Origin of the sequence: Alteromonas sp. KUL106 (genome assembly GCF_009811415.1) — a bacterium.
Taxonomy (GTDB): Bacteria; Pseudomonadota; Gammaproteobacteria; order Enterobacterales; family Alteromonadaceae; genus Alteromonas.
In genome coordinates, this window is record NZ_BLIG01000048.1 from 57,099 (window position 1) to 72,643 (window position 15,545).

Genomic DNA, 15,545 nt, shown 5'->3' on the forward strand with positions numbered 1-15,545 from the left:
CTCAATATATTCATACTCTATTACGCTTGAGACTCTCTTGAGATGGCGCGGTGTGCAATATCAGTGCGGTAGTACACATCTTTGAACTGAATGGTTTTTAGTAATTCGTAGGCTTTCTGCTGAGCTTCGGTGACGTTGTTACCTAACGCTGTCGCGCAAAGTACGCGTCCACCTGCTGTAACAACTTCGCCATCTTGAAGTGCAGTACCAGCATGGAATACTTTACCGTCTAGTTTAGCCGCCTCTTCGAAGCCGGTAATGACGTCGCCTTTATTATAGCTACCAGGGTAGCCGCCAGCAGCAAGTACAACACCGACTGAAGCACGTTCATCAAATTCAATCGTTTTACCTGCAAGTTCGCCTTTACACGCAGCTTGGCAAAGCGGCACTAAGTCAGATTTGAGGCGAAGCATAATTGGCTGGGTTTCCGGGTCGCCAAAGCGGCAGTTGTACTCAATCACCTTCGGTGTGCCATCGGCCATAATCATTAAGCCAGCGTAGAGGAAACCAACGTAGTCGTTACCTTCAGCGGCCATGCCATTTACTGTTGGCATAATCACTTCTTGCATGATTCGGTCATGAATTTCTTGCGTGACAACAGGCGCAGGCGAGTATGCTCCCATGCCACCTGTATTTGGCCCTTTGTCACCGTCTGCTGCACGCTTATGATCTTGACTGGTAGCGAAAGGCAGTACGTTCTTACCGTCTACCATCACGATAAATGACGCTTCCTCACCGTCTAAGAACTCTTCAACAACTACGCGGCTGCCTGCTTCGCCAAAAGCATTGCCTGCCAGCATGTCGCGGATAGCATCTTCGGCTTCTTCAAGTGTCATGGCAACGATGACACCTTTACCGGCAGCTAGACCGTCGGCTTTAACCACAATAGGTGCACCTTTCTCGCGAACATAAGCGATAGCAGGGTCAATGTCCGTAAAGTTCTGGTACTCTGCAGTAGGGATATTATGGCGCGCCAAAAAATCTTTGGTAAAGGCCTTCGAGCCCTCAAGCTGCGCAGCAGCTTGAGTGGGACCAAATATCATTAAACCAGCGTTAGTGAACGCATCAACCACACCTGCAACCAGCGGCGCTTCTGGGCCCACAATAGTGAGCGCAACGTCGTTCCCTTTGGCGAAAGAAACTAGGCCTGCAATGTCGTTAACATCAATAGCTACGTTCTCAAGCTTAGGTTCTGTCGCTGTTCCGGCATTTCCCGGCGCTACAAATACTGTTGAAACATCAGAAGACTGCGCTGCCTTAAACGCTAGCGCGTGTTCGCGGCCACCGCCGCCAATTACAAGTACGTTCATTAACTGTTCCGTTTTGAGTGTTTAATATTATGATTTTGGTTTGGTGAATTTTAGCGTCATACGATTGCTCTCGCCAATCGCTACATACTTTTCGCGATCTTCATCATTTAGCGCCAAACTTGGAGGTAAAGTCCATACACCTTTCGGGTGGTCTGCTGTATCCATTGAGTTCGCGTTTATATCGCTGCTTGCTTCAAGCACAAAACCTGCTTTTTCTGCAGCAGCCACTACGTAAGAACGCTTCATGTAGCCACTTTTTTTCATGGCTTCGTCATCTGCGCTTTCAGGTAGTTCGTGCTCTACTACGCCTAATACACCACCTGGCTTGAGCGCGTTAAAAAATGCGCCAAATGCATTTTCGATACCTTTGTCACCTTCGCGCATATACCAGTTGTGTACGTTGCGAAAGGTCAGCACCATGTCTGCTGTTCCTGCGTCAATGATATCAAGCGCTTTGGTGGGATGGAATGCGCTAACCGTAGCACCCTCATAGACTTGTCCAGCTTCGGTTTTCGCCTTAAAAGCGGTTAACGCTTTCTTGTAATAGTCGCTAGAACTTTCGTCAACATAGAAATGTGCAGCAACATATTTTCCACTGTCACGAACGACTGGAAAAATAATATCTGTATACCATCCGCCCCCTGGTGAAATTTCTACCACGGTCATATCTGGCTTAAGGCCAAAAAAGCGTAAAGTCTGCTGTGGCTTACGATATTCATCTCTAGACTTAGCGTCCGATGAACGCAGTACGCTTTTTACGGCATCAGAAATTGCATCGGCACTTGCATAGGTTGCTGTTATACCAAGCGTCGCGGCTAAAACATATTGGGCTAACTTTTTCATTCTTATTTCCTTTTTCTGTCGAGGGTAGGCAAATAACATAACACTTTTAGGGCGTATTGGCCTTTGTTGTGCAAATTTAACCGACAAGGCCAACGGGCTTTCGTAACTCTATTACTACAAATCACCACAAGTCAGATCAAGCGTATCAGCTTACCTTCATATGCACATACGCCTTAGCAGAATAATTCGCAAGGCTGTCGCTTTGGCTAAGGGGGGCACTTCGACGTTACTGATTTGTGCGTTCAAGGTGGAACGCGATTTAAGCGCTTCCCTGAAATGTGTAAATGTCGCCATAAAAATATGAATGAAACTTGCGCATCGTTTTTCCACTGATTCGAAAAAGCGGTTCTCCACAATAGAAGTAAGATTCGCTAGTTATTAACGTAACGCTCCACTAATTAGCCACCTTTTGAGCAGAGAGCCAGAGGCTGGCGTTGAACGCCAGCCCCGACGCTTTCTCAAAATACGATGAAGCTTTTAGTGACGGAAGTGGCGCATACCGGTAAACACCATGGCAATACCGTGCTCGTCTGCTGCATCAATCACTTCTTGGTCGCGCATAGAGCCGCCAGGCTGAATGACCGCTTTAATACCGGCTTGTGCAGCAGCGTCAATGCCGTCGCGGAATGGGAAGAAAGCGTCAGATGCCATGACAGAGCCTGCTACTTCTAGGTTCTCGTCAGCTGCTTTAATGCCAGCAATTTTTGCAGAGTAAACGCGGCTCATTTGACCTGCGCCCACGCCTACTGTCATGCCGTCTTTGCAGTAAACAATTGCGTTAGACTTCACGTATTTTGCTACCTTCCAGCAGAACATAAGGTCGCGTAGTTCGTCTTCGCTTGGCTTACGCTTAGTCACAACTTCTAGGTCTTCCATTTCAACCATACCGAAGTCGCGCTCTTGTACTAATAAGCCGCCGTTTACACGTTTAAAGTCATAACCCTCTGTAAGCTGACCTGCCCAGTCACCGCACGCTAGAAGACGTACGTTTTTCTTCGCACTCACGACTTCTTTGGCTTCTTCGCTTACTGTAGGCGCAATAATGACCTCAACGAATTGACGGTCAACAATCGCTTGTGCCGTTTTCGCATCGAGCTCGCGGTTAAACGCGATTATGCCGCCAAATGCTGATGTCGGATCGGTTTTAAACGCGCGGTCATAAGCACTTAGAATGTCTTCACCAATAGCGACACCACAAGGGTTAGCGTGCTTAACGATTACGCATGCTGGCTCTTCGAATTCTTTGACACACTCAAGGGCTGCATCGGTATCGGCGATGTTGTTAAACGAAAGCTCTTTACCTTGAAGCTGAGTAGCAGTCGCCACAGAGGCTTCTTGAATATTGTTTTCAACATAAAACGCGGCTTCTTGGTGGCTGTTTTCACCGTAGCGAAGGTCTTGTTTCTTAGTCAACTGCATGTTGTAGGTACGAGGGAATTCGCTGTGCTGATGGTCGCAGTCTGCTTCGCATCCTGTACTGTCTAAACGTGCGCCAAAATAGTTAGCAATCATGCCATCGTATTCAGCCGTGTGTTCGAACGCTTTTATGGCTAGGTCGAAACGCGTGTTGTAAGTAAGAGAACCGTCATTGTCGTTCATCTCAGCAAGTACGCGAGAGTAGTCAGAAGCGTTAACCACAATTGTGACGTCTTTGTGGTTTTTGGCTGCGGCGCGCACCATGGTTGGGCCACCGATATCAATGTTTTCAATAGCATCTTCAAGTGTGCAGTCTTCGTTTGCCACGGTTGCGGCAAACGGATAAAGATTAACAACCACTAAATCGATAGGGGCTATGTTGTTTTCTTCCATTACTGCTTCATCTACACCGCGACGAGCAAGAATACCGCCATGTATTTTAGGGTGAAGGGTTTTAACCCGACCCGCCATAATTTCAGGGTGACCTGTGTGATCAGACACTTCTTTTACAGGTAAACCAGCTTCAGCTAGCAGTTTTGCGGTACCACCCGTCGACAGAAGTTCTACGCCAGCGTTATGCAGCGCTGTCGCGAAATCGAGAATACCGGTTTTGTCAGAGACGCTAAGGAGAGCACGTTTGATAGGTTTTGGTGTTTGCATAAAATTTAAGTTTCTAATGTTGTAGTGTTGAAACAAAAAGAGCACCGATTGGTGCTCTTTGGCGGGCAAAGCCCTTGGAATCTTAGTTCATGCCGTATTGCTTTAGCTTCTTGCGAAGCGTGCCACGGTTGATGCCCATCATGATGGCCGCGCGGGTTTGGTTGCCGCGAGTATAAGTCATGACTTCTTCTAGAAGCGGCGCTTCAACTTCAGCCAGTACCATTTCGTACAGGTTGTCGATGTTTGCGTTATCCAGTTGCTTAAGGTACTTGTTAACCGCTTGCTTTACAGAGTCACGCAATGGCTTCTGAGCTTGCGTTTGTGAAGGCGTAGTTACTGTAGTAGTAAAAGGTGAAGTCACGTTTTGATCGAACATAATACTGTGTTGCTCTTAAGTTAGTCATCACTATGCTGCGGGAGAAATCTGTCGGGTTTCTCGTGTCTGCAGCGCTTGAAAATATGCATTTAGTGCATCGATTTGCTCATTCGCATCATCGATAGCGTTAAACGTTTTACGAAACTGACGATCCGTATCGTGCTCCGCGAGATACCAGCCCACGTGCTTTCGGGCAATTCTTACACCGGCTATATCACCGTAAAAGTCCTGCACATTGGCTACATGCTCGTGCAAAAGCTTATATAGTTCAGACAGCGGCGGTGGTGCTAGGTTTTCGCCCGTTTCAAGATAATGTTGGATTTGTTTAAATATCCAAGGCTTACCTTGCGCGCCGCGGCCTATCATAACGCCATCTGCACCAGTGTAATTCAGCACCTCTTGTGCTTTCTCTGGAGAAGTAATATCACCATTGGCAATTACAGGAATTGAAATTGCCGCCTTTATTTGGCGTATGGTGTCATATTCAGCTTCCCCTCTATACATACAAGCTCGGGTTCTGCCGTGAACCGCAAGCGACTGTATGCCGTTTTCCTCTGCAATGCGGGCAATTTCTACCCCATTGCGGTTTTCTGGGTTCCAGCCGGTACGAATTTTCAGCGTAACGGGTACGTCCACAGCATTGACTACTGCTTTGATAATCGCTTCCACTGTGTCCGGGTATTGAAGCAATGCAGAACCTGCCAGCTTCTTATTGACCTTCTTAGCAGGACAACCCATGTTGATATCGATAATTTGCGCACCGTTATCTACATTAAATTGTGCTGCTTGAGCCATAAGCTCAGGGTCAGCCCCAGCTATCTGTACAGATCGAATGCCTTCTTCGCCCTCATGGTTCATGCGTGCTTGTGATTTCGCTGTGTTCCAAACCTTCGGATTACTCGAAAGCATTTCGGAAACAACCAGCCCAGCTCCTAAGCGCTTACACAGTTGACGAAACGGTCTGTCCGTTACGCCAGCCATGGGGGCCAACATCAAATTGTTTTCTAGCTCGTAAGGTCCAATTCGCATCGTAAAATGTATAGCTCGCCATCTAAAACTGCACAGAAATTATACACCCGGCTAAAACGGGGCGCTAAGTGTACGTGTTTTCGCAATACTTGAAAAGGCTAAAAATCACACAAAATTTCACTTCGTGCTCTTGACAGTGAAAAAAAACTGTCACATTAGTAAGCTACCAATAATTTTTAGCGCAAATATTGTACGAAAGTCTTACAGGCCACGAATTGAAAGGGCTGTATTGTGAAAAAAATTAACAAATATTTAGGGCGTGTTGATCTTTGGTGTACGATTATTGGTCTATATGAAAGCATTTTAATCGCGAAACAGTCCTGCGGGAATCGTTGTTCTACGTCAAAGCGCTGCAAAAGTGCACAGCAAAGATCAACACGCCCTAGGTAATTGAACGCGTGCAAGCGCTTTTAATCATCGAAGCATTAAACTGGACACGCACAATGTTTGCGTGGCCAGTCGATAAATTCGCCAGATTAACGTTTTTTACCTGAAACTCTTGCCCATTCACCGTCAATGGCACTGGCTTCAAGTTCAATGTCTTTCGCATAGGCCTCTTCTATTCGTGAAACTTGTTCAGCAAGAATGCCGGAAAGCACTAATAAGCCGCTAGATTTGCAGTAATTCGTAATCACGTTTTGTAGCTCTAACAAGGGACCTGACAAAATATTCGCCATCACAACATCGGCCTCAAGTTCAGGCTGATTTTCTGGAAGATAAACATCCAAACGGTCTTCTACACCATTGCGGCGCGCGTTTTCTTTGGTAGCTTGGAGCGCTTGTGGATCAATGTCGATACCAATAACACGTGAAGCACCCAGCTTTAACGCTGCCAGGGCTAAAATGCCCGAGCCGCAGCCGAAATCAACAACGGTTTTACCCACCATATCAATGCCGTCTAACCAGCGCAGACAAAGAGCGGTGGTTGGGTGAGTACCGGTACCAAAAGCAAGGCCAGGGTCAAGCATCACGTTAACAGCGTTGGGGTCAGGAACATCGCGCCAGCTAGGGCAAATCCAAAGGCGTTCACCAAACTGCATAGGGTGGAAGTTATCCATCCATTCCCGCTCCCAGTCTTTGTCTTCAAGGGGCTCAAGCTTATATTTAAAGTCTTCTCCCAGTACCTTGGCTTTACCTAAGCGCTTCAGAATACTTTTCATATCCGCATCTGCTTCAAATAACCCCACAACCTGAGTATCCGGCCACAACATTATTTCACCCGGCTTGGGCTCGTACATGGGGGTGTCTTTCGCATCGACATAGGTGACAGCCTGAGAGCCATTAGCGCTAAGCATATCGCCAACGGATTCTGCATATTCAGATGAGGTGTTTATTCTAAGTTGTAGCCAAGCCATATTTATCGTTCGTTGAGACCTTTGGGGCTATTGTACCTTTGGATTGCATGAAACAAAATGCAAGTAATCCAAAAGATAGAAGTTAGGTAAGGAAAGAGGGAAGGCCATATTCTCAATAAATAAAAATTATTAAAATGTTACTCTTTTGTCGAGTTGTGCGATGTTAAAAAACACATACAGTGAAGCGGGCTGTGTGGTTTTCAACCCAATAGGAACTGTATGCGTATACTTCTAACGCCACGCTTCACGCTTTTATTGAAGATGGGCGTTATCAGAAACTGCTAGATAATTATAAACTGGATAATCTTCTGTATAAGCAGGCAACCCCAGCAACTCAGTAAACACACATTTTATTGTGTGGTCAGTGAACTATTTCTGATACAACGTATAACAAACTATCATTACTCTAACGTCTGTGACCCGCTGTTATTGTTTAACAGTAAAAACAGGCACTGGGATTATGCGTAAAGGAAAGATTTATGTTGAAACAGTGGTATTTACTGGTCGCTGCCGTAATTTGTACGGCGTGTGTTTCTCACTCAACCCCCTCTAATTCAAACCAAGCGAACGAAACGCAATACTATTTGGATAAACCCGCACATCAGCAAGCACAGGCTATTGCCAGTGGCGAGATTACGTCTGCGGCCTTGGTAAAAGGTTATTTAGCGCGTATTGAACAGCTAGATGGTAAGGTTAATAGTGTGTTGTCAGTAAACCCCAATGCGCTAGAAGAAGCGAAAGCTATTGATAAGCAATTGGCGAACGGCAAGGCGCTGGGCCCGTTAGCAGGTATCCCTGTGTTGTTGAAAGATAACATTGAAAGCGATGAATTGCCTACAACGGCAGGCTCTATGGCGCTTTTAAACAACAATACCGGTCGTGATGCGCCAATTGTGGCAAAGTTGAAAGCAGCTGGCGCCATTATATTAGGTAAAACCAATTTGTCCGAATGGGCCAACTTTCGCTCAGAGTCGTCAATCAGCGGCTGGAGTGCTGTTGGCGGGCTCACTCGCAATCCTCATATCCTAGCAAGAAGCGCGTGCGGCTCGTCATCGGGTTCTGGTGCTGCCATGTCACTGCGTTTGGCCTCTCTTGCCGTAGGCACCGAAACTAACGGGTCAATTATCTGCCCCGCGTCGATAAATGGTGTAGTGGGCTTTAAGCCTACCGTTGGTTTACTGTCTAGAACACATATCGTGCCTATTTCTTTTAGCCAGGATACCGCAGGACCAATGACCGCTAATGTGCAAGATGCGTGGTTGATGACCGCAATTATGGCGGGTGTTGATGAAAAAGATAATGCAACCAAAGACGCTGGAGCTCATCTTCTAAGGTTACCGTCTTCTTCAATGCTTGCTACAGATTTAAAAGGCAAGAGAATTGGTGTCGTGAGATATAGGCAGGGCGACAATCCACATGTGTTGGCGGTTTACGAGAAAGCGCTAGCGCAGCTTAAGGCATCAGGAGCAACGCTAGTGGATATCAGTGATTTCGCGCAGCCAGATTCTTTCTGGGCTGATTCTTACGACGTTTTGCTTAGCGAGTTCCACTTCAGCATAAACGAATACTTATCAGCGTCTCCTGCCGAACTTCCAGCCAAAACCTTGAACGAACTTATTGAGTTTAATAAGAATACTGAAAGAGAATTATCGCTTTTTGACCAGAATATTTTCGAGAAGTCTCTCACTTCAGCGGCGATAGACAGCGACGAATATAAAAAGTCACTTAGGGTTATTCAAGATACTTCGGGCAAGAACGGCATTGATGCACTTATGGCGAAACATAACGTTGAGATATTAGTAGCGCCATCAAATAGCCCATCATTTCTTATTGATGGCGTATATGGAGACCATTCGCCAGTAGGCTTTATAGGCATTGGATACTTAGCTGCAATAGCGGGTTATCCTCATCTAACTGTACCGGCCGGGCAGGTGAAAGATCTTCCTGTTGGCATCAGCTTTATTGGCAGTAAATGGCAAGATGAAAAGGTGCTGGAAGTAGGGCGTATATTTGAAGCAAAACACGGCTTTTTTATCAAGCCGGGACTACTACCCACACGCTTTGATAATCCAGCGCTAAAAGGCATTGATAACGGGTTAAATAACGCACGTTAACAGACCTACAAAAAAGCCCTTAGTTTCACCTAAGGGCCTGATAATTTATTACTTTTGGTAATGAGTAAAGCGTTAGCCTGGTTTTTTCACCCAAGCACTACACCAGCCATCAGCATTAACAAGTTTATTAGGGAAAATGTTACAAGGGCGGTACTGCTCGCCGTCTGCTCCCTGCACGTACATGCAGTTAGCGCATTTTGCACCTTCAACCGTTGATGACGGCGTATAGTTTAACGCTTTAGCGGTTGGGTCGTCGGCGCTAAGCTGTTCTTGAGCTTGTGCGCGTAATGCAACACCACCTAACGTAAGACCGATAACTGTAGAGCCCGATAGCTTTAGGAAGTCACGGCGATTTACAGATTTCATAACACTCTCCTTAAGAGATAGAAACGATAATGATTCTTTTTTATTCAGTGCCTTAAACGCAAAAACCTGCCCAAAGAGGCAGGTTTCGTTTCATAATTAAATACTATCTCTTTTTTCAAAAAGATCGAACGAATTCTCGAATTTTCGCTTGATCCAGATTAAATAAACTTCAGAGTTCAATGTAACTAAGACCGTCCATGTCGTTAGAGGTTCACTTCTTGGTTAACTTTACGTCTGGCTTAGCGTAGGAAAATTGCGCTATTCGCGTTGTGCTGTGGTAGCTGTCTAAACCAGAAATACAAGCCGTCTTCGCTTGCTCAATATCGGCATATCCGTCTTCGTCGATGATATTTTCAGGCAAATAGAGCTCATGCACTTCGCCAATTACCATCTCGGTTTCGTTTAGCAAAGTAAAATGTTGGGCTACGTGAAGGCCCAATTTAATTTGGCTTTCCTTCACAAATGGCGCAGGAAAAGACTCAGAAAATTGGGGCGTAAGGCCTACGGCATCAAATTCACTTTCGTCAGGTGCATAGCGTGCTGACGTTTGATGGGCCTTGTCGACCCATTCGGTAGAAACATGATTTAAGGTGTAACACCCTTGCTGTTTGATATTGCTCAGCGTATCGCGGGTTACCGTATGAGGCCGCATTATCATGCCGATTAACGGCGGGTTTGCGCCGATATGAACAACAGAGCTTACAATGGCTAGGTTGTTTGTCTTTCCGTCGGTAGTGCCTACTACAGTAGCCGATTTAAACCCAGATAAGCTATTAATTAAATTAGCGCGATACCGCTGCGCGAGGGCGTCAATATCGCTACGAGTAAATTGTTTAGTCATTCTCTCGTTCAGCCTCAATCTGAATATCGTCACCATCTTGATAAGCGGTTAATTCGATAGGTTGACAGCACACCTGACAATCAAGCACCTGGACTTGACCTACATCATTGACCTCATCTATTTCTACATCGTTAGGTGCCATGCAGTATGGGCAAGAAAAGCCCATAGACCGGGTTAAGCTCATAAATATTCGCCTTTGTAATCACAATATGTGTTTGTTACGTAATGCCAAGTAGACTGGATTTCCCTATAGGCAAAAGAGATAGACAAATTAGGGAGATCACTTTTCGGTTTAAAAACGATTGATATGGTGAAGTAGTGGCGAACAAAATAGGCACATGCCCTTGCTGTGAGAGAGAGACGCGCCTCACCTTTCATCATTTGATCCCGCGAAAAATGCACCGTCGCAACTTCTTTAAAAAACACTTCAGTAAATCAGAATTACAAAGCGGTATTTATATTTGCAGACAGTGTCATAGCGGTATCCATCGATTCTATGATGAGATGACGCTGGCTAAGCATTATTACACGTTGCAGCGTTTACTTGACGATGAGCAGCTTGCCACATTCTTTCGCTGGGTTGCGAAACAAAGAGTGCGGGTATGAATTATAAAACGATAGTGAAATGATGTATTTAATTTGCTTATTTTGGCTGTATATATATACACTACCTCTGATTTCATAGCCAAAGAAGCACCATGCGAAAAGATTTACCGCCTCGTTATTACCTGACACACTTTCATGAATTTCTCGCGTTCTTCGAGGGGGCGAGCAATACGCTGTTGAGCGATGAAGCAGCAGATTTTATTCAGCGTTTCAAAGCGTTGGATGAAGACAAGCAATGCATTGTCGTGCGAGCGGCAAATCGAAAGTACGCGGTCATAGATAGAAGCCAGTTCAACTACAGTGAGGTTCATGCACCGCAACAGCAGATAGATTGGCTGACGTTAAATGGTTGGTTTGGCGATTTGTCTCACGCTACGCTGAATGATATCGCGGGCGTGTTAACTAAAGACGCACTGCTCTCTTTACTAGCAGAATATGGCAGTACACAGGGGCTTTCGTCTTTAACAAAGCCAAAGCTAATAACACGGCTAAAAGATCATATTTCTTCTCGTGGGTGGCCTGAGCATTTTTCACTAGAAAATTATCGAGTGTGCCTGTTTGACAACGCACTTCGCTTTTTACTTTTTATTTATTTCGGAAATACGAAGAGCCGTTTGAATCAATTTTCAATGCGCGACCTTGGCGTCATGAGGACACGCTCCGATTCGGTTACCGATATTGCGCGTTTCGACAGTAAAGAAGATGCACAAGCGGCATGGTTTTATGCTAATCACTACAACCAGTTAGCGTTTTATAGCGACGAACAGCTAGTGGTGACAGCAGAGGTGGATTTTCCCGCTACAGAGGGGATATCGGCAAGCTTTTATCAAGACCAGTTTCTCTATGCGCTGGGGCTGAAACTGCTGGTGATTGACCGAGAAAAAGGGTTGAATATTTTGCAGCGTGCAAAAAGCGACAAAGCCAAGGAAAAGTGGTTAAGGGAGAGCTACAAAGACGGTAATGAACATGACGTAAAGCTGGTGCTTGAGGAAATAATAGATAACCCTCAATCCGACACATTACTGGCATTTGCTGAAGATTTTTATGCGCGTAAATATCATAAAAAGCGCACGAGTAAAGTGACCGATATGCTACGAGATGCTAGTCGAACGCTCGACATTGATGTGAGTCAAAACCAGCAAGTAGAACGCGGTGTTTTAGCATACTATGCAAGGCATGGAATTGAGGGGTGGCGAACAGAAAATCGTCTGTGGCGCAGTTTGTTTGGTCTCACTTTCTGGAAGCAGCTGTATGAGGAAGACACGCTGGTCACAGAGTTTGATCGCAGGCCGCTTTCATTAAAGCAAAACAACTTTTACGAAAAGTTCGAACCCAGTATAGAAGCTTTACTGAGCAATCTCGACACCAAAGAGAAACTGCGTTTCCACATTCATAAAATGGCAACGCAGCATTACGGTAAGGTAAACAGTTTGTTTATGTGGTCGAGACATTTACTGACGCCGATTGAAGCGCTTATTAAGCATGGTTCGCTTAAGGCCATTTATACCTTACTGCGCATGATGTGTAAGGACTTTGAAAGTCTGCGAGACGGATTCCCGGATATTATGGTGTTTGATAACACCCTTCGCTTTGAAGAGGTAAAGGCGCCTGGCGATCAGCTTCGACGCAATCAATTAGTCTCTATTTCGCGCTTACAGCAAGCTGGATTTGATGTGGCTGTCACCACGGTTAAGTGGATACGCGATCCTGCACAGCCTTACGTTGTTGTGGATATAGAAACAACAGGTGGTAACAACAGCTATAACCGCATAACTGAAATAGGTATGGTTAAGTTAATAGGTGGGCGTGAGGTAGACAGGTTCCAAACCCTGATCAATCCGCAGCGCCGAATACCGAGTAATATTACAAGGCTGACCGGTATTTCAGACAACATGGTCGCTGATGCCCCCTTGTTTGCCGAGGTAGCAGAACACATTGCAAGTTTTACCCAAGATGCTGTGTTTGTAGCGCATAACGTTAACTTTGACTATGGGTTCATCAAGCAAGAGTTTGCTCGGTTAGAGCAATCATTCAGAAGGCCTAAAATGTGCACGGTAAGAGAGATGCGTCGAACTTATCCGGGTTTACCTTCCTACTCGCTTGCAAATTTGACGAAGCACTTTCATATCGATATGGAGCGGCATCACCGTGCGCTGAGTGATGCTGTTGCGGCTGCTGAACTTTTAAAGCTTGCGTTTGAAAAAGACGATGAAGCCATAAGCGCCATCAACGACGAGTAAATTGCTGCAATGCGTTTTATGTGTTTTTACTGAACGAAATTGATGCTTATAAAGTAAATATTGAGATTAATACGTACTTATTGAGATGTTTGAAATGGCACTTACAGAAGAGCAAGAATCACGAGTTATAGAAATGGCGTGGGAAGACCGAACCCCATTTGAAGCCATTGAGCGTTTGTTTGGGCTGCCCGAAAAAGACGTAATAAAACTTATGCGAAAAAAACTCAAACAAAAGACATTCAAAAACTGGCGTGAAAGGGTGTCGGGTAGAAAAACAAAACATGCGAGTTTGCGCCCCGAAGGCGTAGACAGAGGTTATTGCCCCTCTCAATATAAATACAAGGGAGCAAACAAGTAGGTTTGCAATTCACTTTGTCGCGATTTATCGCCAATCAGTGAGCTAAGTCCGTCGACGTTATTACATCATTTTTTTGGCGGTGTGATTGCAGATATCGGCAAAAGAAAAGCGGTAAGTTGCTGTCGCAATGGGGTTGGGAATACGATGGTGTTCTCTGATTGGATAATGGTCTTGGCGTGATGGACTTGGCGAAGTAGATTTGCATACGTATCATTATTTTGCTGAATATCTTCCACCTTCGTCATCATCAGTTCGATGAATTCAGCGGGCGACAAATTTTCACGTTGTCTTATTTCAAGCGCCAACGCCTTGATAACATAGGCTTCCCACTCTTTTCTGTAACTTTCATGCAACCGCTCAGGATAGAGGGTTAAATCGGCAATATCTTGTGCGAGGTCGACGATATCGAGGGGGTCATCAAATAGTACCCTAAATGCGAGAAGCGTTTCGTCGGACAGACGCGATATAGGTAACTGTTCTCTAAATTGAGCGTATCGGCTAGGCACAACAACACCTTTGAATTACAGGACAATAATAGATACATCGAAAAGACTTCATTAGCCTTCTTTATACAAAAGTTTAATAAATATTGCCCTGACTTTGAAGGGCATGAAATTAAAAATAAGTAATTAAGCATATATGAACCCCACGCGTCTCACACCCGTAATCTATTACGCACTGTTAAAGTGTGTACGCGTTCTTGCTGTTTGGCCCATCGTTTGATGGGCCTTTTTTTTGGGCCTTGTTTTTGAGGGGGAGAGTCTTAACTTGTCGTTTTCACTTAAAAGAAAGTTTTATACCCGCTAATAATCGGCTTACGCTATCTACAATGTCCGATCTAATGAACCATTCAATATCATGCTTCTTAGAAATAACGCCACTCAGTTCCAGTGAGGCCCCGTGGCCTGTGCCTAAAAAGTCTTCGATAAGTTCAGCTCTCTCGCCAAAGCGACTATCTATGTACGAGTAATACGCAAAGTATTCGACGGGATAAGACGTGTTGAAGGCGTTTATTGTGGTTTCACCATTTGTCCCTAGCACAAATTTCGCGGCGCGTTCATCGGTGCGCTGCACCAGTTCAAAAAACGCAGTATCTTGTTCATTTAAACGTAAGCGATACTCTACCCTGACAAAGGTTCCGTTTAGCATTCTTTCAAAACTTGCTTCATAGCTATGACGCTGGCCCATATTTGCCGAGTATTCAATTTCAAAATACTTATTTTCACCGCCAATAGTAAAAGCTTCAGATGCTTCAGCATTAGCAAGTTGGCCAACGACTATTTCAATGGCGGTATCATTTTGCAATTGCCTAACGTGACGGGCGCCAGTAATCCACCCGTCTTTCGACAAGCCAGTGGAAGAAACTCGTCCTTTATAGGTGGGAATAATGCCCAGTTCGGTTTTGCCAGACTCACTTTCGTGCCGTAAGTATAAGCGCCTAGCGTAAAGGTAGTCGGTATCATCGCTGCCGAAGGTGTTATGACTAGAGGAAAAATCTTCTCCGGTAACAATAAAGCTATGTATGGACCATGCGTTACTCAGTGTTAGTGAAGGATAATATCGCAACCGGTATTGTTCTCTACTCGGGCGATTTGAGCGGTCATCATATCGAATTTGAATATCTAGCTTCTGGGAAAAAGTGGGTGCTATGTCTTTCCCAAACACGTTGGCACCGTTAAATGTGATAAACAGTAAAACAATAAAAAAGGTATTTCTCACCTGTTCGACCTTACACGCCTCGACTATGTGGTTTATACATTAATTTTAATTAATTAGCGCAAGTGAAATGCTTTTTCGTTTTGGCGATAAAAAAAGCCGGCGAGGATGCCGGCAATAAGTGGAGTGGGACTCCAATAAGGGGTAAACACACAAGAGAATTAAAACGGTGGCTGCTGAACGCCGCGGTAAAGCGAACTTCAACAGTGTTTAGGGAGATGTCTTAAAACTTTCGTAAAGTATAAAGTGATTTTCTAAATTGAAAAATCGTTAAAAATTGATTGTACTAATCGGAAAATTAGAATGCGCTGAATA

Annotated in this window: 15 protein-coding genes; 4 read left to right on the top strand and 11 right to left on the bottom strand. The window is 45.0% G+C overall.

Annotation, left to right across the window (positions count from 1 at the left end; translation table 11 throughout):
* Positions 1-20: 20 nt before the first annotated feature.
* The 6 genes from purD to prmA form a co-directional block, all read right to left on the bottom strand.
* The gene (purD, locus tag GVO63_RS16900; protein WP_159491595.1) at positions 21-1,310 is read right to left on the bottom strand and encodes a phosphoribosylamine--glycine ligase; all 1,290 of its coding nucleotides are present in this window, start codon (positions 1,308-1,310) and stop codon (positions 21-23) included.
* 27 nt (positions 1,311-1,337) lie between these two features.
* Entirely contained in the window at positions 1,338-2,153 is an 816-nt protein-coding gene (locus GVO63_RS16905) for a class I SAM-dependent methyltransferase (protein WP_159581428.1), read from the bottom strand.
* Between the two features lie 477 nt (positions 2,154-2,630).
* Positions 2,631-4,229: a bifunctional phosphoribosylaminoimidazolecarboxamide formyltransferase/IMP cyclohydrolase gene (gene purH, locus GVO63_RS16910; protein ID WP_159491591.1), complete on the bottom strand. Its 1,599-nt coding sequence runs from the start codon at positions 4,227-4,229 to the stop codon at positions 2,631-2,633.
* 82 nt (positions 4,230-4,311) lie between these two features.
* Entirely contained in the window at positions 4,312-4,605 is a 294-nt protein-coding gene (fis, locus tag GVO63_RS16915; RefSeq protein WP_012520109.1) for a DNA-binding transcriptional regulator Fis, read from the bottom strand.
* A gap of 30 nt (positions 4,606-4,635) precedes the next feature.
* Positions 4,636-5,634, bottom strand: a complete 999-nt coding sequence (gene dusB, locus GVO63_RS16920; protein ID WP_159491589.1) for a tRNA dihydrouridine synthase DusB — start codon at positions 5,632-5,634, stop codon at positions 4,636-4,638.
* Positions 5,635-6,110: 476 nt separating this feature from the next.
* Positions 6,111-6,989 carry a 50S ribosomal protein L11 methyltransferase gene (gene prmA, locus GVO63_RS16925; protein ID WP_159581430.1) on the bottom strand — a complete coding sequence of 293 codons (879 nt, stop codon included), beginning with the start codon at positions 6,987-6,989 and terminating at the stop codon, positions 6,111-6,113.
* Positions 6,990-7,468: 479 nt separating this feature from the next.
* Here prmA and GVO63_RS16930 point away from each other — a divergent pair, with 479 nt between their 5' ends.
* Positions 7,469-9,103, top strand: a complete 1,635-nt coding sequence (locus tag GVO63_RS16930) for an amidase (protein ID WP_159581432.1) — start codon at positions 7,469-7,471, stop codon at positions 9,101-9,103.
* A gap of 72 nt (positions 9,104-9,175) precedes the next feature.
* Here GVO63_RS16930 and GVO63_RS16935 read toward each other — a convergent pair whose 3' ends face one another.
* The 3 genes from GVO63_RS16935 to GVO63_RS16945 form a co-directional block, all read right to left on the bottom strand.
* Positions 9,176-9,469 carry a high-potential iron-sulfur protein gene (locus tag GVO63_RS16935; protein WP_118491294.1) on the bottom strand — a complete coding sequence of 98 codons (294 nt, stop codon included), beginning with the start codon at positions 9,467-9,469 and terminating at the stop codon, positions 9,176-9,178.
* Between the two features lie 211 nt (positions 9,470-9,680).
* Positions 9,681-10,310 carry a flavin reductase family protein gene (locus tag GVO63_RS16940; RefSeq protein WP_159581434.1) on the bottom strand — a complete coding sequence of 210 codons (630 nt, stop codon included), beginning with the start codon at positions 10,308-10,310 and terminating at the stop codon, positions 9,681-9,683.
* On the bottom strand, positions 10,303-10,494 hold the full coding sequence (locus GVO63_RS16945; protein WP_159491581.1) for a CPXCG motif-containing cysteine-rich protein: 192 nt from the start codon (positions 10,492-10,494) through the stop codon (positions 10,303-10,305). Before GVO63_RS16945 ends, GVO63_RS16940 begins: the two co-directional genes overlap by 8 nt.
* A 134-nt stretch (positions 10,495-10,628) precedes the next feature.
* Here GVO63_RS16945 and GVO63_RS16950 point away from each other — a divergent pair, with 134 nt between their 5' ends.
* The 3 genes from GVO63_RS16950 to GVO63_RS16960 all read left to right on the top strand — a co-directional run bounded on the left by GVO63_RS16950 (position 10,629) and on the right by GVO63_RS16960 (position 13,514).
* A complete protein-coding gene (locus GVO63_RS16950) occupies positions 10,629-10,916 on the top strand; it encodes a hypothetical protein (protein ID WP_159581436.1) in 288 nt (95 codons plus the stop codon).
* Positions 10,917-11,008: 92 nt separating this feature from the next.
* Positions 11,009-13,156: an exonuclease domain-containing protein gene (locus GVO63_RS16955; protein ID WP_159581438.1), complete on the top strand. Its 2,148-nt coding sequence runs from the start codon at positions 11,009-11,011 to the stop codon at positions 13,154-13,156.
* 94 nt (positions 13,157-13,250) lie between these two features.
* Positions 13,251-13,514 carry a TIGR03643 family protein gene (locus GVO63_RS16960; RefSeq protein ID WP_159581440.1) on the top strand — a complete coding sequence of 88 codons (264 nt, stop codon included), beginning with the start codon at positions 13,251-13,253 and terminating at the stop codon, positions 13,512-13,514.
* 65 nt (positions 13,515-13,579) lie between these two features.
* On the opposite strand, the gene GVO63_RS16965 is transcribed toward GVO63_RS16960, so the two are convergent.
* Both GVO63_RS16965 and GVO63_RS16970 read right to left on the bottom strand, forming a co-directional pair.
* Positions 13,580-14,020 (bottom strand): hypothetical protein, encoded by a 441-nt coding sequence (locus tag GVO63_RS16965; protein ID WP_159491573.1) that lies wholly within the window; start codon positions 14,018-14,020, stop codon positions 13,580-13,582.
* Between the two features lie 271 nt (positions 14,021-14,291).
* The gene (locus GVO63_RS16970) at positions 14,292-15,215 is read right to left on the bottom strand and encodes a hypothetical protein (RefSeq protein WP_159581452.1); all 924 of its coding nucleotides are present in this window, start codon (positions 15,213-15,215) and stop codon (positions 14,292-14,294) included.
* Positions 15,216-15,545: the final 330 nt, after the last annotated feature.

Bases quoted from the DNA above. Each gene is read 5' to 3' on its own strand.
- purD (WP_159491595.1), bottom strand. From the start codon at position 1,310: ATGAACGTACTTGTAATTGGCGGCGGTGGCCGCGAACACGCGCTAGCG.
- GVO63_RS16905 (WP_159581428.1), bottom strand. From the start codon at position 2,153: ATGAAAAAGTTAGCCCAATATGTTTTAGCCGCGACGCTTGGTATAACA.
- prmA (WP_159581430.1), bottom strand. From the start codon at position 6,989: ATGGCTTGGCTACAACTTAGAATAAACACCTCATCTGAATATGCAGAA.
- GVO63_RS16945 (WP_159491581.1), bottom strand. From the start codon at position 10,494: ATGAGCTTAACCCGGTCTATGGGCTTTTCTTGCCCATACTGCATGGCA.
- GVO63_RS16940 (WP_159581434.1), bottom strand. From the start codon at position 10,310: ATGACTAAACAATTTACTCGTAGCGATATTGACGCCCTCGCGCAGCGG.
- GVO63_RS16960 (WP_159581440.1), top strand. From the start codon at position 13,251: ATGGCACTTACAGAAGAGCAAGAATCACGAGTTATAGAAATGGCGTGG.
- GVO63_RS16955 (WP_159581438.1), top strand. From the start codon at position 11,009: ATGCGAAAAGATTTACCGCCTCGTTATTACCTGACACACTTTCATGAA.
- GVO63_RS16930 (WP_159581432.1), top strand. From the start codon at position 7,469: ATGTTGAAACAGTGGTATTTACTGGTCGCTGCCGTAATTTGTACGGCG.
- dusB (WP_159491589.1), bottom strand. From the start codon at position 5,634: ATGCGAATTGGACCTTACGAGCTAGAAAACAATTTGATGTTGGCCCCC.
- purH (WP_159491591.1), bottom strand. From the start codon at position 4,229: ATGCAAACACCAAAACCTATCAAACGTGCTCTCCTTAGCGTCTCTGAC.
- fis (WP_012520109.1), bottom strand. From the start codon at position 4,605: ATGTTCGATCAAAACGTGACTTCACCTTTTACTACTACAGTAACTACG.
- GVO63_RS16935 (WP_118491294.1), bottom strand. From the start codon at position 9,469: ATGAAATCTGTAAATCGCCGTGACTTCCTAAAGCTATCGGGCTCTACA.